This window comes from Acinetobacter sp. Tr-809 (assembly GCF_011753255.1).
In the GTDB taxonomy this organism is placed as follows: domain Bacteria; phylum Pseudomonadota; class Gammaproteobacteria; order Pseudomonadales; family Moraxellaceae; genus Acinetobacter.
Map to the genome: position 1 here is coordinate 406161 of NZ_VWVZ01000001.1, position 20936 is coordinate 427096.

A 20936-nucleotide genomic window follows, 5' to 3' on the forward strand; every position below is an offset into this window, starting at 1 on the left:
CAAAAATGATGAAACAAATTTTAAGGTAAATGACAATGCAACATACTTTTTTATCAACGTTATGCAAATATTCTTTAATCACCACGATGTTAACTTCGAGCTGCTTAACCACGGCTCAACCTGCTCCCATACCTCAAGATCAATATGGAGATGGCCGAGTTTCTGAGTTTTATACGTGGAAATCAGCTATTCCAGCACAGGCTGGAAAATTATTAAAAACAGAAGCTATTCATAATCCTTATATTCGCTTGGCAAATGATAGTCAGGCGATTCGAATTCTTTATAGCTCTACCAGTGGTAAAGATAGTAAAACACCTATTATAGTCTCAGGAAGTATTCATTTACCAAAAGGAACACCACCTAAAGATGGTTGGCCAGTGGTGTTATGGGCACATGGTACGGTCGGTTTGGCTGATGCTTGTGCGCCATCATGGAATGGACGATCATACCGCGATGTACAATATTTAAACCGTTGGCTTAAAGAAGGATTCGCTGTTGTCGCTACAGATTATGAAGGGTTAGGTGTTGCAGGACCGCACTTATTAATTAATAACCCCATGCTGGCCTATAGTATTTTAGATAGTGGTAGAGCTGCTCTAAAAGCAAAGTTGCCACTTGCAAATAAGTTTGTGATTGTTGGTCAATCTCAAGGAGGCGCGGGAGCTGTTTCGGCTTCTTCCTATTCGGCTACGTATGCACCTGACTTAAATATTAAAGGTTCAATTGGTACAGGCGTGATTTATCAAGATCCTGAGGTGACACCTGAAAAGAATCAGTTAAAGTTAAACCCTTATGAAGTCAGTCCGTCGCTTGCTTATGGCATCTATAGTTTTTTAGTGACGCAAAGTTTATATTCAGAGATAAAAACAGAAGATATTTTCACACCTGAAGCAGTACCTTTAGTTGAACAAGCAAGAAATGCCTGCTTAACAAGCTTTATGGGGGATATTCAAACTGCGGGTCTTTCGCCAGCACAAGCGTATAAACCTAATCCACCTGCGAACTATAAAAAACTGCAAGAGAAACAATCGAATGATTATGGTTATTATCCGACATTAAAAATCAGTCACCCATTATTTATCGGAACAGGGGCAAACGATCGCACACCTGATGCCCGATCTCAAATGAAGCTCGTGGCCGATGCGTGTAAAGCGGGTACCGTGGTCGAAGGGCATTTGTATCATGGCTTAGGGCATAGTGAGACCGTCAATGCTTCATTACAAGATTCAATTCCCTTTGCTAAAAAGGTGATTGCAGGAGAAAATATTCAGGCTATTTGTAAGCCTGATTTACAATAAATATGACATAAAGACTTTCTCACTGGAGAAAATCTTTATTTTAAAAAGCCGCTCTTCAAAGATGTTGAAGAGCGGCTTGATGTTTTAAATGTTTAAGCGATACGCTTTAATCTTTTTGCAGCCTCTTCACGTACAGCAGGGATGATATAGCGGCCATAATCAACTGTATCATAGATCGGATCATAGCCTCGATTTAAAAAGGTGGTAACGCCTAAATCTACATAATCGATTAATGCTGCAATAATGGTGTCGGGTGTACCAACTAAGGCTGTCGTATCACCATAAGCACCTACAGCAGTTGCCGTGGGCATCCATAATGCACGATCATGTCGATCACCTTGTTGGGCTGCTGCCAATAAGCGTTGTGAACCGACTCCCTTGATTTTGTGCCCAGATAATGTTCCGTTATTTTGAAACGTTGGATTGTTCTGAATATCTGCAAGAATCTGTTCTGCTCGCTGCCAAGCAAGTTCTTCGGTTGCACCAATAATAAGGCGTACGGATAAACTCACAGGAGGCTGTGGTTTATTGGCTTGTTCTGCTGCGAGCTTTAATTTATTGATTTGATCTTTTACACCAGCCAGTGGTTCTCCCCAAAGTGAATACAAGTCGGCATGGCGGACTGCAATTTCATAAGCAATATCGGATGAGCCACCGAATGAAATCGGGATTGTTCCGTTGACTGGCTTTAACGGGCAAAAAGCATTGTCGAGCTTAAAGTATTTACCTTCATAGCTAATGGGTTGATCGCTTTTCCAGAGTTTCTGGATGATATCCAGATATTCACCCGTTCGTTCGTAACGTTGAGTTTTATCAACAATATAATCGCCTTCTTGAGGCTCTGCTGTAATCCCCGTGATCGCATGTAATCGAATTCTTCCACCACCCGTCGTATGGTCAAGTGTTGCAAAGGAACGTGCAGCTAGATTTGGAGTGACAAGAGCGGGACGATGAGCAATCATGAACCCGAGTTGCTCAGTATGCTGTGCCATATATGCTGCGATTTGTGTACTGTCTGGACTGCTTGGTCCGCTAGCAATTAGAACTTTATCAAAACCAGCATATTCATGCGCCCGTGCATGATAACGTAGATAGTCGAGGTCTATTTTATGACCAATACGTGTACCTTTGGTTTCTGACCATTGGTTAGGAAAAACCATGCCAACAAATTCTATGCTCATTATTAAACCTATTTTGTGGATTTTTAACCAATGAGCAAATTAAGTGCCAAATTTAACCTGATATAAAATAAGCGATTAGGAAATAGCATTTTAATTAAGTGTCTAAATTTGATCAGAAGCATTTATATTCTGCTTTAAAATCAACATTTCGTAAAATGAGAATTATATTCTTAATAAAGTTATAAGGTTAATTCTTAGGGTAACGAATATTTAAATCGTGGATTAAATATCTGTAATTATTATTTATCAGCTTTGTAATTGAATTGTACTATTCTATTTTAATATCATCCTAATCTATTTAAAGGATTAATTATGAAATCCTATTTGGATAATGATTATAAAGTAATTACTTTGCCAGATAACGGGGTACCTGTAAAACCAATTCGAGCAAAAGCAATTATTTTTTCAGATCAAAACTCCCGTAAATTGTTAAATCAAGTTGAAACCATTGCCCCAAGCTCTGCCAGCGTTATCATTCAAGGTGAGTCGGGCACAGGTAAAGAGTTGATTGCACGCGAAATTCATTTAAAAAGTGATCGTAAAAACAAACCTTTTCTTGCCGTGAACTGTGGGGCACTCGTTGAAACACTGGCTGAGTCAGAGTTATTTGGCTATGAAGCTGGTGCCTTTACAGGGGCAAATAAGACACGCGCTGGTATTTTTGAAACAGCCGATGGTGGTACTTTGTTCTTAGACGAGGTGGGTGAGTTGCCACTGTCTCTGCAAGTGAAGCTATTACGTGTATTACAAGAAAAAGAAGTGGTACGCGTAGGTGGGCGTAAACCGATTCCAATCGATGTACGTATTTTGTCTGGTACGCATGTAGATTTGCGTAAGGCTGTGGCAGAAAACAAGTTTAGACTCGATTTATACTACCGTTTGAATGTCGTGGTACTGAATATTTTGCCATTACGGGAACGCAAAGGCGATATTTTACCTTTAGTCGATTTTTTCTTAAATTCGTATTCTCAGAAGCTGATTACAACAAAGCCAAATATTAGTGACCGAGCTAGAAATGCTCTCCTAAATTATAGTTGGCCAGGCAACATTCGTGAGTTGGAGAACAATATCCATTATGCATTACTGATGAGTAGTGGTAAAACGATTGATATTGAACATCTGCGATTTTCTGAAGAAGGTGGATCCGCAGCATTACCAGATAGTGATTTAATTCAGGAATTTGAAGATATTCTGAAGCGTTTATTTCAGGAATATGATGGTGAAGCGTGGCATATTATTGAAGACAAGATTGTGAATACTGCTTTTTCCAGTTGCTGGAATAATCAGGTCAAGACTGCAAAAATGTTAGGTCTATCCCGCAATGTTCTGCGTAATCTTCTATCTCGGTATAATTTATTACCCAATAAGAATGAAAATGAAATTGCATAGAAAAAATATTCTATTTTAAGAACATCCATGTTTGAGCTATGGATGTTCTTTTTTTATGGTTGTTAATTTGGTGATCCATAAACCTAATTCAAATAATAGCCACATGGGGACGGCAAGGGCGAGCATACTAAACACATCTGGAGGGGTAATGAACATTGCAATAAAAAAGAAGAATACAATGATGTGTTTGCGATGTTCTTCTAATTGCTGAATAGATAGAATACCAATAAAAATAAGAATATAAGTCAAAACTGGAATCTGAAATGCTAGACCAAAAGCAAGAAAAAGCTTTAAACAGAAATCCAGATAGCTATTGATATCCGTCATTGGTAATACATTTTCAGGAGAGGCCAGAACAAAGAATTTTAAGGCTAAGGGTAAGATCAGACCATAAGCAAACAAGAGACCGAGATAAAATAAAGAAATACTGGAAAGGGCTAGAGCGACTCCAAATTTTTTCTCGTTTTGGTAGAGTGCAGGCGCAATGAATTGCCAGAACTGATACAGAATAAAAGGAATACTCACTAGAATTGCCAGATAAATATTGAGTTTGAACGGAGCTAAAAATGTACCCATGACGTCCGTTGCAATCATGGTTGAGTTAACAGGTAACAATGAGATTAAAGGTCGAGCAAGAACATGGTAGTTTTGTTGGGCAAGTGGTAGAAGCAGTAAAAAAATGGCAACAACAGCACCGATGCTATAGATCAAACGTTTTCTTAAATCTTTTAAATGCTCGCTATATCTCATTTCGGTGAGGTTTTCACTGACTATGTGTTCGGTCATGCCGCTTGATCCTCACTGAATTTATTTGCTGAGTTAAAATGAGTTAAAAATGGCGTCTTTAGCTTGTCATGTGAGTGGATATAAACACAATTCTGGGTGTACTTTGCTTTGGTCCCTTGTTCCAGAAAAACACTTGATTGTACATTTTCAATTTCTTGTTGCATGAGCGCGAGTTGTTGTTTGAGCTGCTCTTCATTTTGTTTTATTTTTTGCAGCTCTTCTTGCATGATTCTTTTTAGTTCAATCAACTCCAGTTCATTTTCTAGATCATGCTGGATTTTACTGAGGTGATTTCTAATTGCCCTATATTTTAATAGTACCGTTCTTAATGTTTGGGGAAGCTTTTCAGGCCCTAAAATAATAAGCGCAATAATGCCAAAAGCAAATAGTTCCCCAAAACTGATATTAAACATGACAATCTATCACTTATAACTTGGTCTGCTTTTCGCTATTTGATTCTAACGAAGTGATATCTTTGTATTGCTGGTTTTGTATTAGTTTTGGGTCATCAGAATTAACAGAGTCTTTAAAGTCCTTAATTACACCACCCAAATCTTTACCTAGATTTTTTAGCTTTGACGTACCAAATAATAAAATAACGATAACAGCAAATAATAAAATGTGCCAAATTGATAAACCCATGCTAAAACTCCTAAAATATATAATAATGACTATTAATATCACGATATCATCTGTTTTCTAAATCATATTAATATCGATCAATATTCGATTTAATTATGCGCTATGATCCAGTAGATGAAGTGCTTGATTACGGAAATTGAATAAGCTTTCACTGTCTTTATGTCTTGGATGAGTCAAAGGAATGGGGATAATTTCCTTGATTTTCCCTGGTCGAGCTGACATCACAATCACACGATCTCCAAGATAGACAGCTTCTTCAATATCGTGCGTCACAAGAATCATGGTGATTTTTTCATGTTGCCAGATACGTTGCAGTTCAGCCTGTAAATGACTCCGAGTCATGGCATCCAATGCACCAAACGGTTCATCTAGAAGTAAAATATCGGGTTTGTTGACTAGCCCACGTGCTATTGCTACCCGCTGTGCCATGCCACCAGACAGTTCATGAGGATAGGCATTCTCGAATCCAGTGAGCCCAACAATTTCGATATGCGCTTTCACCCGAGCATTTTTTTCTGAACGGCTTAACTCTGTTTCTTCCAGTGCCAAATGGATGTTTTCGGAAACGGTCAGCCAAGGCAGCAAGCGATGCTCCTGAAAAATTAAACCTCGTTTTAAATCTGTCCCTTGGATTGGAATTTGATTGAGTAAAATTTCACCTTGATAGTCTGGGTCTAGTCCTGCAATTAGACGCAGTAGAGTCGATTTTCCACAACCACTGCTGCCGACAATGGAGATAAATTCGCCTTGCTCAATGTCGAGATGAATACCATCTAAAACCGTTAATTTGTTCTGATCACGTTGAAATGATTTATTGAGTTTCTTAATCGAGAGTAAAGGAAAAGACATGTTGAAATCCTGATATGTATTTTTAAATTAAAGGCTAAGCCCGCCATTGCAGCAGACGTTTTGAAATAAGATGGATACTGGCAGTCATTAAAATACCGCTGATCGTGACCGTAATTGCGCATACCAGTAGAATGTCCATTTCGGCATTAATTTCAGCTTTCATCATGAGATTGCCTAAGCCTGCGCCTGCATTGAATAACAACTCACTTGCCGTAGTTGTAATCCAAGTAAAGGGTACGGCTAAGTTTAGCCCCGTTAAGATATGTGGTAGGGCTTGTGGTAAACGGATTCTTTTAAACTCGTGCCAAAATGAAAACCGATACATGCGGGCGACTTCACTGTATTTTTCATCGTAGTGACTGAGTCCTTGAAAGGTATTAATGACCAAAGGGAAAAAAGATGCCAGTGCAATAATAAAGATCTTGGCTTCTTCACCATTGCCAAACCATAAAGCAATTAATGGAGTCAAACCGAGCAGAGGAATTTGTCGAATACTGTTAAACAGCGGAGAAACGAGTGCATTTAAAATTTTTGAATAGGCGAGTAAGGCACCTAAAATTAGTCCAGCTGTTGAACCCAATAAAAAGCCCAAGCCCGCTTTTCTCAGACTACCCCATGTATTCAGCCATAATTCACCAGTTCCCAACAGCTGAAGAAAAGCAAAATAAATATGCTGTAAAGGGACAAAGGCATAGGCATGACTAGAACCTAGTCCTGAGTTGTATTGCCATAAAGCGAGCAATATCAATGGAAGTAATAGACCTTGTAATAGAACCACAGGCTGTTGTAATGCACCTTTCAAACTAAGTGATAGTGACATTATTTCCCCCTTGAACTGAGTGCAGGTGATATAAAGCGCTGTTCAACCAAACGTAAAAGTTTATCGAGGCTAAAACCAATCACACCTGTAATAAATACCCCGACCATCACTACATCTAAACGAAGCATTTGCCGTCCTAGCTCCATCATCTGACCAATGCCAGTACCTGCTGCAAGTAATTCAACGGCGACTAAAATCAACCATGCTCGGCCTAAAGCGATTCGCAGTCCACTGATTAATGGCGGTAATGTTGAGGGGATGACGATGTACCTAAGCCACGCTCGCGGTTTAAGTTTGTAGATTTGACCGAGTTCAATATATTGTTTAGGAATATTTTTCACTGCATCTGCTGTTGCCAAAGCAATCGGGAAAAAGCAGGCTTTGATAATGAGTAAAATTTTAAACAGTTCGCCAATCCCAAAAATGAGAATAAAAATAGGAATGAGGACGAAGATCGGAATCTGGTATAGGAGATTGAATAGAATATAAGTGTAATTACGGAATGTAGTGATTGAACCATAGGCAATTCCAAAAGCAATGGCACTGAATGCTGCAATAGAAAATCCATAAAACAACCGAAAAATACTATCCTTTAAGTGCAGTTGTAGTTCACCACTTTGCAATAAACTCATAAATGTATTCCAAACCGTTGCGGGTGGAACCAAAATTTGAGTCGGAAAAATTTGTAAAGAGCAAATAAACTGCCATGAGAGTAAAGCCAATAAGGGCGAAATCATCGAGAGTAGCCAATACAACCGCTCAGCAGAAATTCTCCTCCATAGCGGAGGTCTAACTACAACGATATTCTTTTCAAGGGGAGGGTTCACGAGCGTTTTCATCGCTTAGTCTCCCTGTTTCTTCTGCTGATCGTTTGCATGTAAATTTTGAATTGCTTGATCGGCAAATTTTGGATTTAACAGCTCATCTGCTTTTAAAGGCGTTTGAATCAACTGGTTTTTCACAGCATGGTCAATGACTTTGGCATAGTGCTGTTTAAGGAAATCAACTTTATATTCAGGTGACCAATCCTGTTGCCATGTACTTGCACTATTTTGACTTTCACGTTGAATCACATTTAAAGGTTGACCAAACTTGGTTTGACTTTGCTGAAATTCATCTTGGTGTTGGGATATCCAGTTCATTGCTCTAACTGTTGCATCAGCAAGTAACTGAGTGGTCTCAGGGTTTTGTTCAATATAGTTCTTACGTCCCCATAATTCTGCGCGCATTTTCCAGTCAGCAGGCAAGGATTGAGATGACCATATAATTTTACCGAGATGGCGGTCTTGTAAAGTTAGTGCATCACTTAAAGTAAAAAATGCATCCACACTTTTGGCAGATAAAGCTGCTGCGCCTGCTTGAGGGTTTAAGTTAATAATTTGAAAGTCTTTGAGGTTTAAACCTTTGCTTTGTATCAGTTGACCAAAATTGATTTCCCAAGGACGGCCACGGTGTAAAGCAATTTTTTTACCTTTTAAGTCCTCAATACTTTTTACCTGTGAATCAGGTGGCACAATCAGATAGACATTATTACCAATCCCCCCAGGCACAACAATTTGTGTTCTGACCCCAGTTGCATTCAGTACGACAGCTGGTAGGTTGCCATAAAAAGCAAAATCAATTTTATTGTTCAGGAAACTTTCATTCACTAAAGTCGCTACAGCAGCAGTTGTTACTGGCTCCCATTTCAACTCAATATGTTGTTGCTTTAAGGCCTTGAGAAAAATAGGGTCTTGAGAGATGAGTTGTGGTACGCCAATAAAGTCCAGACTACCTGATGTTCCATTGGCTACAACAGCAATACGCAACTGTTGCTGAGTAGGTTTACTCTCAGATGCTTGTTGGTTTTGTTTTGCATCGCAAGCAACGAGTCCTAAAAGGCTAAAACTTAAAAATAAGCTAGAAAGAATACGCATATCGTCATAAGAATTAAAAAATATAGAGGGATAGAGCAAGAACTAAGCCAAAATAATTAATACATAAAAATCAATTATTTATAATTTTTTAGATTGACTATTGTTTTTGAGTCAGTCATGTATGCTGTGAAACAGACATTTAAATGTATAAAAATGTTGAAATTTCAACACTACGTTTTGGTGTGTTTTTATAAAGTTTAAATAAAACAATAGTATATGTTAAAAAAATAGCGAATAAAAAGCGGCATGATTTCTGCTCATGACATAGCTAACGAACACGATGTCGTGAAATGTTTAATTATTGAGAACTATTATGTCAGTTGAGTTTTTATGGAGAATTCCTGTTCATGGGGATGGTCGTCGAGCACATCAGTTACATACCCGTGGTGAATGGAATCAGTTAAATCCAGCAATTCAATCTCCACAACGCGTGGCACCGCAACATGAAGATTCGTTGTTTGCCTACTATGATTATGTACAGCAAGTGGCAAAAGCAGCGGATATTGTTGGCTTTCATGGCGCATTAATCCCCGCTTTTCCTCATACTGAAGAGCCTTGGGTATTGGCTTCAGCATTGGCTCGGGAAACCAAACGACTTCGACTTTTGATTGCGATTCAGCCATGGTTTATTCATCCAGCCTATGCCAGCCAAATGGCTGCCAGTTTACAACGTTTAAGTCAGGGGCGAGTCGAGTGGAATGTCATTTCAGGTGGAGGCGGTGCGCAGCAACGCGCTTACGGTGATTTTATTGAACATGACCAGCGCTATGCACGCACCAACGAGTTTTTGGAGTTTGTAAAAGGTTATTCACATCGTGCTCCATTTGACTATGATGGCAAGTTTTTTCATGTTGAGCAGGGCGGGTTGAGATACCCAATGAATCAATATGATGTCCCTCGGTTATGGTTGGCTGGTGCGAGTGATGCCGCTCTACAAGTCGCAGGACGCCATGCTGATATTCATTTAACTTGGGGTGAACCTGTTGAGCAGCAGAAAAAAGTCATTGAACAGGCGCAAGCATTTTTTGAACAAAACTCGCCTGATCCTAAAGTTAAATTTGGTATGCGTATTGATATACTAGCAAGGCCTACACAAGAGCAAGCTTTTCAGGAGCTTAAACAGATGTATGAAACCATTGCTGTTGATGGTCACGCATTTGAACGAAAAGATACTGAGTCGGTTGGAGCAAAACGTCAGCAGGCCTTGGCGCAGGGCAATCGTTTCGAAGACTTATTTGTAAGTCCGAACGTTTGGGCGGGGATGTCCAATGTACGTGGTGGACCAAACTGTATTTTAGTGGGTAGCTATGAACAGGTTGCAGAGCGTTTGCAAGAATATATTGATATTGGTGTTGGTCATTTCATTTTAGCCAGTAACCCCCATTTGGAAGAAGCCTATCGGGTAGCAGAAGAGGTCTTACCACTGGTTGGATATAAATTAAAATAATAAATTTAGATCCCTTTGAGATATCAAAGGGATCTTGTTGTTTGAACAGCAAAATACTGTCTGAAAACCAACATTTTGAATATCAATTAGCTAAAAAATATTAATTAAAAAAATATAAATCAAATACTTATATTGTTGGCATGACTTGTGCAATTTTTTATTCAATATTTTATTTTTCATTTAAATCCTTATGAGTGAACTAATATTTAACTCGCATAAACGAGCACTGCTATTTGAACAATATGCACCTGCATCTGGTTCAAACAATATATCAGATCCATTGACACGACATTCCTTGGAGGTGATCCAACCATCGCCACCTCAATTGAATAAAGTGTTGATTGCAATTATTGCAGTTGCTTCAGCACATTTGGGAATTTGGTATATCGCAAAACACTTGCCTACACCGACTTTGGACATTCATAAGCCAGAACCCGTGGTGATTGAAATTGTAAAACCTGAACAACCACCCAAAGTGATTGAACCTAAAATTCCTCCTGTAACAGAGAAACCTAAAATTCCACCGGTTGTGCAAAAGCCAAAACCAATCGTTAAACAGGTTGAACAACCCAAACCTGTACAGAAAGCGGTGGAGCAACCTAAACCCGTTGCAAAAGCAGTCACTCAGCCTACCCCACAAAAAGTTGAAGAGGCTGTCGTGACCAAAGAGGTGGCACCTGCGCCTGTTCAGAAAGTGGTTGAACCTGTGAAGTCGGTCGATGACAACTTAGCTGTGACTGAAGCGAAAGGATATGCAGGCTATCTAAGTAATCCTGCACCCGAATATCCAGAACAGGCACTCGAACGGGGTTGGGAAGGTTCCGTGATTTTAAGGGTCAAAGTACTCGCAAATGGTAGCCCTGACACGGTCAGTGTCAAGCAAAGTAGTGGCAAAAAACTTTTAGATAGCGCTGCTGTAAGAACAGTAAAGCAATGGAAATTTTCACCCGCTTTAAAAGGTAAAACACCTGTAGAGGGTTGGGTCGATGTTCCAATTCATTATCAATTACCGAAATAAATTTAATTTTATAGATTAAGAGGATATTTACATGACTGACATTAATTCATTGATCCATGACGGCACCATCTGGTTATTGGTTGCTTTCTCAATTGTGACTTGGGCACTGGTTGTAATCAAAATCGTTCAGACCCAAAGAGCATCAAAACAAGATAAACGTTTCGTAGAGGCGTTTTGGAAAGCAAAAAATTTATCTGACGCCGTGACTAAATCTGAATCGGGCCAAGGACCAGCAGCACGTGTTGCAAATGCGGGGTTTAAAACACTGATAGAAGCAGATGAAAAAACACACCATGACTTGCAAAACAGTTGGAGCCGTCAGGACTTACTGGAACGTCACTTACGCAAACAAATTTTAACTGAACGTCGTCAATTAGAGAAAGGTTCAGCGCTATTGGCGTCTATTGGAAACAATGCACCCTTTATTGGTTTGTTTGGAACAGTATTCGGGATCATTCATGCTTTACAGGCGATTGCCCATTCTGGGAATGCAAGTATGGATGTCGTTGCTGGGCCAATTGGTGAAGCACTGATTGCAACAGGAATTGGTATCGCTGTTGCTGTACCTGCGGTGCTTGCTTATAACTACTTTGTACGTAAAGTTAAAGCGATTGGTGCAGACTTAGATGATTTTGCAACAGATTTTGTCAGTTTAAATCAAAAGGCTGGTTTTCAATTACCGACTGCTAAAACCAAAAATACGGCTGACAATACGATTCTGAATGATGCTTCAACAAAAGAAGTGAAAGAGAAAGGAGTATTTGCATAATGGCAATTTCAACCTCTCAAGATGATGATGTGGTGAGTGAAATCAACATTACACCGTTGGTGGATGTGATGTTAGTTTTACTCATTGTCTTTATCGTCACAGCACCTTTGTTGACCAATACGGTAAAAGTAAATTTACCTAAGGCTGCACCGACTCAGTCAACTGATCAGAATAAAGCTGTCGTGATTAGTGTTAATCCACAGGGTGAGATATTTTTGGATAAGGACAAAGTGTCACTTGCAAGTTTTGAACAAGAAATACAGTCACGCAAAAATAGCAACCCGAAGCTGGCTTTGAACCTAAATGCGGATGAAACTGTTCCTTATGGAACAGTTGCAAAATTATTGGCAAGTATTGAACGTGTAGGCGTAGATAAATTATCGGTGATTACTGTTCCTCAATAATCCCAGCCACATCTTAAATAGCTGCTTCGGCAGCTTTTTTAATTTATTCTACCGGCAGAATAAAAATCCCCTCATCAAGAGGGGAAGCAAAGTTAAACGGATGTGCTTAAGCCTTCCATAATTTCTCAAAACGCCACGTTGGAAAAATAGTATGTTCTGGGGCTAGGCCTCCAATATTTTTTGTGGCTGCATCAATGGTATGGCTAAATCCCCAGATCAGCATTCCACCACGTTCGTGTTGAATTTTCTGTGCTTGAGTCAAATACACTTTTCGCTTTGCTAAATCTGGTTCGGCAAGCGCCTTATAAAACAACTCACTATATTCAGGATCTTTAAAATTGATTTTATTGGTTGTTGAAATCGGTGCATCGTTGACAACAGCAGTAGATAAATAGGGTGTGCCGACATTGGTTGCGTTACTTGACAGTTGCCATTTATTGCGATCTGGTCCATTAAAAGTTGCAGCATCGACTTGTTTGACTCGTATATTTACATTGGCAAGTTTTGCTTGTTCTGCAAAGATCAATGCAGGCTGGGCGCTGCCAGCAGGTGCAACAAGTTCAACACTTAAACCATCTTTAAAACCAGCTTGTGCCAATAATTTTTTTGCTTGCTCAATATTTTGCTGACGTTGGGGTAAACTAAGAAAAGCAGGGTCCTGTGGTGAGTAAAGATCATTGGCAATACGTCCCTGACCATTTAACCCGCGTTGTACAAGCTCTTCACGATTGGCAATTAAACGAAATGCCTGACGAACTTTAGGATCATTAAAAGGGGCTTGTTGTGTATTAAAGTCAAAACCATTATGGGTATTGGTTTCAGAACGAATGGTTTGAATATGTTTCGCCTGTTCCAGAATTTTAATGTATTCAGGTGAAATGGCATTGGCGATATCAATCTGTCCTGCTAATAAAGCATTTAAACGCGAGACCTGATCTTTAAAATCAATCACCTCAAAACTGTCTGCATAAGGTTGATCTGCTTTAAAATAGTTTTCAAAACGGGTGAAGACAGAACGCTGACCAGGGATAAACTGTTTGACTTTATAAGGTCCAGCACCGACTGGATTGTGGATTGGATCAAAGTCGGTAGGTACGATTCCACCAAAATTCACCCAAGTTTCGGGGAGTGCAACGAAACCAGCAATTGAATTGATAAAAGGAATACGAACGGTATATTCATCTAATTTTTGAATGCGATCGCGATCAATCCATTGCACTAGACTTCGAAACGGTGAAGCGAGCTTTGGGTCAGTTAAACGTTTTACTGAGAAAATCACATCATCAGCAGTAATTGTTTTACCGTGATGGAATTCTAGACCTTTACGTAGACGAATGGTCCACTCACTCGCATTATGATTTGGTTCAGCAAATTCAGCCAAGGCAAGACGTGGGAGCATATTTTCATCCCATTCCCATAGCTTGTTATATATGGCAAAACCTCGGGTAATTCCTGCGCTTGAAGTAGATAGATGTGGATCTAAACTGCCTGACTGTTGTCCACCAATTAGACCCAATCGAATCGTTCCACCATGTTTGGGAGTGAGTGAAGATGGGCTCTGTACTTCAGTATCCGTTTGTGGTGATTGATCGCAGCCAGACAAGCTCCCTATTAAAGAAACACCACCTAATGCGCTAAGACTTTGTGCTAAAAACTTTCGACGTGACAATAGAATTGATCGGCTTGTCATTATAAATACTCATATTGGATAATCATCTGTTATGGACTTGCAGAATAAATGCCAATAATTTACTTATATTTATCAGTACCTTAATTAAAAATGGTTTTTGTTTACTGTCTTTATTTCAACAAATCTGTTGAAAAAATAAACATTTATAAAGCTGATATCTAAATATATAAAAATTAAAAACTATTAAATCAATGTCTTGGGTATTGTTTGAAGGTTGTTTAATGATTGGCATAGGCCTTGCGTAACGTACTGTAAATTTACTTTACTGAGTATGATATGAAGCAGCCTTTTCAATTAAAACCTTTAGTGATTGCCTTAGCATTTTCGGGGGCATCTTTACCCATATATGTTTTTGCCGAAGAAACCCAACCAACATCGGCAAATACTGAAAGTGATGTGATTACTTTGGCAGATGTCGTGGTGACTGGGGTAAATAAAAAACAAACTGTTGTTCCTAAACGTAAAGTGACTTCAATCTATGGAACGGATAGCTCAGTATTAGACACACCTCGTGTGGTGTCCCAAGTATCGGAACAACAATTTCGTGAAGATGTGATCCGTAGTGCAGATGATCTTGTTAAATATGCGCCGAGTATTACCCGAGGTGGAGGACAAAATGCCAATTTCGCACCACAGATACGCGGACAAAATTCAGAGGTCTTCCAGGATAGCCAACGAATTTATAGTACCCGTCATCCGACCAATTTAAATGCATATGAAGCGGCTGATATTGTAGCAGGGCCAACGGGAGTAATTTTTGCACCCACTTCAGGTTCAGGTGGATATATTAATTATCTCACTAAAAAACCTAACTTTAATAAAGCAGAAACAACGATTTCTGGTTCGGTTGGTTCAATCTATGCAGGAAAAGGTACAGAACCTAATTTTTCTGTCAGTATTGATCATACCGCCCCGATCTCTAAAGAACTTGCATTCCGTGTCAGCGCAACAGCCCAAAAAACCGATGATTATTATGACAATGTGAAAAATAATTTTAATGCATTCTATGGCGCATTGGCTTGGCGTCCAGATGACAGTCTACGTGTCGACTGGAACATCAGTTATGACGATTATTATGATTTTAACGTGACACATGGTTGGAATAGGGCAACACAACAATCTGTTGATAGCCGTCAGTATTACAAAGGCAGAGCGACGCCAATTATTCAAAATGGTTCAGCTTTCTGGTCACCTGTATTTGAATCTGGGGCTGCAAATTCCAAAGTGATTGGTTGGCAGAATCGACAAAAGAATGATAAAAACCAATATATTGCTGTAGGCCCAGTTCAAACAACACCTTTACCTAATGCAACAGCAAATCAGGCTGGAACGATTCGAGGTTGGGTCTATGATGCATCTATACCCGGTAATGGATTGGTCAAACTAGACGATAATATTTCTGGTCGAAGTGAAGATAAAAATAGTGCCAAACGTTTCAGCACCCAATTAAAATTAGTGAAAGATTTGAATACTCATTGGTCTGTTTCGAATAGTATGCTTTATCAAAATAGCAAGGATTTAGGTGATTCGGTTGGAAGTTTCTTTACTGATCTGGAGCATGAGTTATTTGATAATCGCCTAGAATTCCTCGCAGATTATGATTTCGAGTTGTTTGGGCTTAAGGTGAATAATAAAGGCAGTACTGGAGGAGCTTTTCGCCGTGAGGAATTTACTTCTTTAGCGGCAAATAATAGTTTTAATATTAACCCTTATGATCTGACCAATGATCCTTCTCAAAAAAATCCAGGGGATTTACTGGGCTTGGTTAACAATAGCAGTTCAACAGGAGGCTGGATTGGACAGGCGGGTGTTCCTCAAGATTCTCAATACTTTGGTTATTTAAATCTGCCAAGAATGTATCCAGTCGGCCATGGCTTATATGCTGAAAAAGGTGGTTTCCCTCCCAATGGAGGTGGTGCTGTTTATACAGGAACAGGGTCTTGGGATACATGGAGTGTGTTTACTCAGCAAAACTTTACTTTTAATGATGTGTTTGGCATTAATCTTGGGATTAATCATAGTTCAATCAAAGCCAAACTTGAAAACCTGTTAGTGTTAGTGCCGACAGATGTCCGTTCAGATCGTAATAAATATAGTTTGCTCAGTTATCAAGCCAGTACATTTATCAAGCCAACAGAAAAAACTACCCTGTATTTTACCTATGACAAGAGTACTGCACTCAACACAGGTGTTTTTGGCCCATTTCTCATTTGGGGGGCAGGCAATCAGCTCAATCCTTTAGCTTTTGACAGTCAAAGTGAATTAAAGGAATTAGGATTTAAATATGAGCCGATTATCGATCAACTATTTCTCACATTAAGCGGATTTGAGCAGAAGCGAGACTTATCGCCTGATACCAATGGCAATATGGCACGCTTTGAAGTGAAAGGGATTGAATCTTCACTACGCTGGCAGCTGCAAAAAAATATTGCGATAGGTGGAAACTTAAGCTATTTGCATGCTGAATATAGCTCAATTATTCCAGCTGGATTTTCTCCCTTTGGCTTCCATGCAGACAATGCGACTGTCTGGGGGGACAGTAATGGGTTAAACCAGCGTAAAGCAGGTCGTTATGATGCGGCGGGAATTCCGAAATACTCAGCCAGTGCTTATGTAGATTATCAACATCAATCAGGTTTTGGTGTAAATCTGTCAGGTTGGTGGACCAGTAACTGGTATACCAATTTAAGTCAGACGGTTAAAGTTCCAAATAACTATAATTTAGATTTGGGATTATATTATCGACAACCCCAATGGACAGTGGGCTTTAATATTCTGAATTTAACCAATGAACGTAATTTTGTGAATGGTTTAGCTGGGGCAAATAGTGAGTTCTTGCAGCCGATGCGTCCTTTGACGGTGCAGGGACAATTTAGTTATAAATTTTAAATACATGAATATTTCGAATTCTTAATAGCCATACAGTTGTATGGCTATTTTTTCTTTCATTTTTCAAAAACAAACAATGTTGGAATAACAACAACAACATAAGGAAAAATGTTTATCTATCAGCAAAATCTGATCACAAGTTTTACTTTTATTCCTTAAGATACTGAAAATTATAAAATAAATTAAGTGGCATAGAAGTTGCCAATATAAGAATAGATTTATTTAAATGGAGTCACCATGTTTAAGGTCACAAAAATTAGGCAGAGTATTTTAACTGCTATGTGGGGAGTAACAGCGAGTGTTTCGACATTGGCTTTGGCAAATGAAGAGATCGATACAGGCATCACAGCTGAGCAACAGGCACAGGTGGTCAATGCAAAAGATGTCAAAAAGTTAAGTGATGTGATTGTAACAGCACAATATCGAGCACAAAATATTCAAAAAGTTCCAACTGCGATTACGGCTGTTTCTGGTAAAGATTTGGCAGCCAAGGGCTCAACCTTTATTGGTGATGTTTTAACGTATACACCGAATGCAGCAGCGGAAAATCCAGATGGTGATAGTCGACCACGTTGGTATATCCGTGGTTTGGGTACAGGGGATGTTGCAGCATCGACTGTATTTCCAGTTGGAATTTATGCAGATGGTGTTTATTTGAATGCTCCCGTTGCAGGTGCAGGAGACTTATTTGATCTAGAGCGTATCGAGGTTCTACGTGGGCCACAAGGGACGCTTTACGGTAAAAATACTACAGCAGGTGCGGTTAATTATATTTCCAAAAAACCAACTTTCTCAGAAAAACCAAATGGCTATGCAACGATAGGTGTAGGTGATCATAACCTACGTACTTTTGAGGGGGCTGCCAATGGCAAAGTCTCAGACAATATTGCGGTACGGGGAGCTTTTTATTCTGAAGATCGTGATGGCTATGCAAAGAATTTAGCCAATGGCGAAGATTATGGTGATGTTGATAAGAAATCTTTCCGTTTCCAGATTTTAGGTAAAGTGAATGACCAATGGAATGCATTAGTCAATTTACATAGCCAGACCTACAATGGTTTAGGAAATAATGGTTCCTTAAGTATTGGGAAGTACTGGGGAATTTATGAAAGACCAGAGGGACGTAACACCAATTTAGATTTAGATGAAAGTAATAAAATTCAGCATGATGGTGCTTCACTCACTTTAAATGGTGATTTGGGAGGAGGTCACAGCTTTACCTCAATTACTGCTTTTGACAAGACCACACAAAAGTCGATTTCAGATGGTGATTACACACCTTATGACGTTGCACGTAGTTATAGCGATAATGAATGGCGTCAATATAGCCAAGAATTTCGAATTTCATCCGATGCGAACAAACGTTTAAGTTGGATTGCAGGATTACATTATTTTAACGAAGATTTAGATTCTACGGGTGTTGGTGCACGGGTCAAGAAAACGCTGCCAAATGGTACTGCTGCACAGACGGCATCAACCCCAGCATTTAGAGACATCACTTATAACCAAGCCACACAAAGCTTTGCCATATTTGGAAATAGTACCTATAAATTTACAGATAAATTTAAGGTGACTGGTGGACTACGCTGGACCAGTGAAGAAAAAGATATTGATCTCGATCTGACTCAGATTACAACAGGTGACTATACAAAAGGTAGTTGGTGGAAAAAAGAGGGGTATAGCAATGCCGTCTATAACCCAACTCCAAATGCGAATGGTTCAACAAGCCGTAAGAAAACATGGAATGAATTGACCTATGACATTACACCAGAATATGAAATTACACCTGATTTAAATACTTATTTCAGATTTGCACGTGGATTCCGTTCAGGTGGTTTTAATACTGGTTTATCCAGTAGCCTAACCCAACTTGCGGACGTTAACCCTGAATATTTAAACAGTTACGAACTCGGTTTGAAGTCTAGCTTATTGGATGGGGATTTAGTCGCAAATGCCAATATCTTCTATTACGACTATAAAGATATCCAAACCAACTTACTAGTTGCAACAGAGGGGCAAGGGGGCGGTGTTACTTCAGTTTTAGCTAATGGACCCAAAGCAGAAGTTAAAGGTGCAGAGTTAGAGCTTGATTATTTAGCCACTGAAAATCTACGTTTACGTTTTGCAGGCGCTTATTTAGATAGCGAATATACTGACTTTATTGACAAGAACCCAGTAACCAATGTGGTCAATGCTGACAATACTGGCAACAGTTTAGTCCGTTCACCAAAATATACCATCGGTGTTGGTGGTGAATATAGCTTCAATTTAAATGATGGTTCTCGTATTGTTGTTGGTACTGACGCAAGCTATCGTGACCGTGAATATTTCCTGGTGAATCGCCAAGACTATTCGGTTGATCCAATCCTAAGCCAAAAATCGTATACCTTGTGGAATGCCAATATTGGTTATCACAGCGCAAATAATAAATATCAGGTCAATACCTATGTTAAGAATTTGCTAAATGAAGAATATCAGGTACATGGTCGTCCAAATGGCCCAGCAGGACAATATGTTTTAACCTACGGAAACCCACGCCAAGTTGGTGTTTCTCTCACAGCCAAATTCTAACTGTTATACGGAGAACATCATGGGAATTGAATTTTTTACTCGTTTACCTTTGCATGGTGAGGCTGAGTTTTTGGCAGGCGATCCTCGTAATCGTGGTGATTGGGCGCGGGTATCTGGCGTGGAAAATACTGGAGCAACATCCAACTATCAAGTGGGTGATGACTTTACCTATATTGACTATTTAGCACAGGTGGCGCGTGCAGCAGAAATCAATGGCTTCGCAGGTGCTTTGATGGTCAATGCACCAACAGGAGAGGAACCTTGGACGGTTTGTTCGCTATTGGCCAGAGAAACCAAGCGACTAAATTTTGTGACTGCATTCCAGCCTTATCACTTTAGTCCATACAATGCAGTACAAAGTGCAGCAACCTATCAGCGTGCAACAGGTAACCGCCTCGTATGGAATATTATTAATGGTGGATCTGAGGTGATTCAGCGTCAAGTTGGCGATGCTACACCACACGATGACCGCTATATCCGCGCAACCGAGTTTCTCGATGTTGTAAAAGGCTATTGGTATAACGAATCCTTCCATTATCAAGGTAAATATTATTCTGCTGAGGGTGGAGGATTAAAATATCCACTCAATAAAGCAGAGTTACCCATCATTTGTACGGCAGGTTCTTCTGAAGCCGCACGTGAGTTTGGTGCAAAGCACGCAGATTATTATTTAATGCGTGCCGAAAAACCAAGTGAAATTGCAGCACTTATCGCTGATGTACGTAAACGTGCTGCAAAATATGGACGTGACAATATTAAGTTTGGTTTATCTATCGATACGATTGCTCGCCGTAGTGAACAGGAAGCTTTGGCAGAGGCACAACGTTATCTAGATGAGGCAGCAGAGAAGCAACGTTTACATGCATCAGCAGCCCATGCAGGGCTCAGATCAGCACGGGTACTTAGCTTTGAAAAAGAATATGCGGATAAAGATGGCAGTAAAAATGTGAATGATTTCTTCATTCATCCCAATGTTTGGTCTGGCTTTGGCTACATTGGTATCCCACCAGGTGTTGCTTTGGTCGGTAGCTATCAACAAATTGTTGAACGCATCAAGGAATATAACAGTATCGGAATCGACTTATTCTTCTTAGCCGGTTATCCGCATTTAGAAGAAGCTTATCGCTTGGGTGAACATGTTCTACCACATTTTAAAAATCAACGTCAGGCGTTACAGCGTATTCCAGAAGAGTCAAAGTACCGTATTGCCTAGATCACACTCGATCCTATTCAACCAAGGCTTTAAATAGAAGTCTTGGTTTATTCC

18 protein-coding genes are annotated in these 20936 nt (G+C 39.6%); 9 read left to right on the forward strand and 9 right to left on the reverse strand.

The annotated features are described in order from the left end of the window. Nucleotides 1-35 precede the first annotated feature (35 nt). Complete coding sequence (locus tag F3J02_RS02115) at nt 36-1298, forward strand: lipase family protein (RefSeq protein ID WP_416224631.1); 1263 nt, start codon at nt 36-38, stop codon at nt 1296-1298. A 92-nt stretch (nt 1299-1390) separates the two neighbouring features. Here F3J02_RS02115 and F3J02_RS02120 read toward each other — a convergent pair whose 3' ends face one another. Beyond that, the gene (locus F3J02_RS02120) at nt 1391-2479 is read right to left on the reverse strand and encodes an LLM class flavin-dependent oxidoreductase (RefSeq protein WP_167247225.1); all 1089 of its coding nucleotides are present in this window, start codon (nt 2477-2479) and stop codon (nt 1391-1393) included. A 312-nt stretch (nt 2480-2791) separates the two neighbouring features. On the opposite strand from F3J02_RS02120, the gene F3J02_RS02125 reads away from it, so the two are divergent. Beyond that, a complete protein-coding gene (locus F3J02_RS02125) occupies nt 2792-3868 on the forward strand; it encodes a sigma-54 interaction domain-containing protein (protein WP_167247227.1) in 1077 nt (358 codons plus the stop codon). 36 nt (nt 3869-3904) lie between these two features. On the opposite strand, the gene tatC is transcribed toward F3J02_RS02125, so the two are convergent. The 7 genes from tatC to F3J02_RS02160 form a co-directional block, all read right to left on the reverse strand. After that, on the reverse strand, nt 3905-4654 hold the full coding sequence (gene tatC, locus F3J02_RS02130; RefSeq protein ID WP_167247229.1) for a twin-arginine translocase subunit TatC: 750 nt from the start codon (nt 4652-4654) through the stop codon (nt 3905-3907). Next, nucleotides 4651-5067 (reverse strand): Sec-independent protein translocase protein TatB, encoded by a 417-nt coding sequence (gene tatB, locus F3J02_RS02135; protein ID WP_167247230.1) that lies wholly within the window; start codon nt 5065-5067, stop codon nt 4651-4653. Before tatB ends, tatC begins: the two co-directional genes overlap by 4 nt. A 13-nt stretch (nt 5068-5080) precedes the next feature. Next, entirely contained in the window at nt 5081-5296 is a 216-nt protein-coding gene (locus F3J02_RS02140) for a Sec-independent protein translocase subunit TatA (protein ID WP_167247232.1), read from the reverse strand. 93 nt (nt 5297-5389) lie between these two features. Beyond that, a complete protein-coding gene (locus F3J02_RS02145) occupies nt 5390-6145 on the reverse strand; it encodes an ABC transporter ATP-binding protein (protein WP_049175663.1) in 756 nt (251 codons plus the stop codon). Between the two features lie 34 nt (nt 6146-6179). Continuing rightward, a complete protein-coding gene (locus F3J02_RS02150) occupies nt 6180-6965 on the reverse strand; it encodes an ABC transporter permease (protein ID WP_167247234.1) in 786 nt (261 codons plus the stop codon). Next, entirely contained in the window at nt 6965-7804 is an 840-nt protein-coding gene (locus F3J02_RS02155) for an ABC transporter permease (protein WP_167247236.1), read from the reverse strand. Before F3J02_RS02155 ends, F3J02_RS02150 begins: the two co-directional genes overlap by 1 nt. Before the next feature lie 3 nt (nt 7805-7807). Continuing rightward, nucleotides 7808-8881, reverse strand: a complete 1074-nt coding sequence (locus F3J02_RS02160) for an ABC transporter substrate-binding protein (RefSeq protein WP_167247238.1) — start codon at nt 8879-8881, stop codon at nt 7808-7810. Between the two features lie 313 nt (nt 8882-9194). On the opposite strand from F3J02_RS02160, the gene F3J02_RS02165 reads away from it, so the two are divergent. The 4 genes from F3J02_RS02165 (at nt 9195) to F3J02_RS02180 (ending at nt 12519) form a co-directional block, all read left to right on the forward strand. Beyond that, complete coding sequence (locus tag F3J02_RS02165) at nt 9195-10328, forward strand: LLM class flavin-dependent oxidoreductase (protein ID WP_167247240.1); 1134 nt, start codon at nt 9195-9197, stop codon at nt 10326-10328. 190 nt (nt 10329-10518) lie between these two features. Continuing rightward, nucleotides 10519-11346 carry an energy transducer TonB gene (locus F3J02_RS02170; protein ID WP_167247242.1) on the forward strand — a complete coding sequence of 276 codons (828 nt, stop codon included), beginning with the start codon at nt 10519-10521 and terminating at the stop codon, nt 11344-11346. A 31-nt stretch (nt 11347-11377) separates the two neighbouring features. Then, nucleotides 11378-12115 (forward strand): MotA/TolQ/ExbB proton channel family protein, encoded by a 738-nt coding sequence (locus tag F3J02_RS02175; RefSeq protein ID WP_167247244.1) that lies wholly within the window; start codon nt 11378-11380, stop codon nt 12113-12115. Then, the gene (locus F3J02_RS02180) at nt 12115-12519 is read left to right on the forward strand and encodes an ExbD/TolR family protein (protein WP_004655022.1); all 405 of its coding nucleotides are present in this window, start codon (nt 12115-12117) and stop codon (nt 12517-12519) included. The genes F3J02_RS02175 and F3J02_RS02180 overlap by 1 nt, the downstream gene beginning before the upstream one ends. Nucleotides 12520-12625: 106 nt before the next feature. Here the strand turns inward: F3J02_RS02180 and F3J02_RS02185 are convergent, their stop codons facing one another. Beyond that, nucleotides 12626-14209 carry an ABC transporter substrate-binding protein gene (locus F3J02_RS02185; RefSeq protein ID WP_167247246.1) on the reverse strand — a complete coding sequence of 528 codons (1584 nt, stop codon included), beginning with the start codon at nt 14207-14209 and terminating at the stop codon, nt 12626-12628. Between the two features lie 276 nt (nt 14210-14485). Here F3J02_RS02185 and F3J02_RS02190 point away from each other — a divergent pair, with 276 nt between their 5' ends. From F3J02_RS02190 to F3J02_RS02200, 3 genes are all read left to right on the forward strand, one after another. Beyond that, complete coding sequence (locus F3J02_RS02190; protein ID WP_167247248.1) at nt 14486-17098, forward strand: TonB-dependent receptor; 2613 nt, start codon at nt 14486-14488, stop codon at nt 17096-17098. 237 nt (nt 17099-17335) lie between these two features. After that, a complete protein-coding gene (locus tag F3J02_RS02195) occupies nt 17336-19669 on the forward strand; it encodes a TonB-dependent receptor (protein WP_416224632.1) in 2334 nt (777 codons plus the stop codon). Between the two features lie 19 nt (nt 19670-19688). Then, nucleotides 19689-20882: an LLM class flavin-dependent oxidoreductase gene (locus F3J02_RS02200; protein WP_033133529.1), complete on the forward strand. Its 1194-nt coding sequence runs from the start codon at nt 19689-19691 to the stop codon at nt 20880-20882. The last annotated feature ends 54 nt before the right edge of the window (nt 20883-20936 follow it).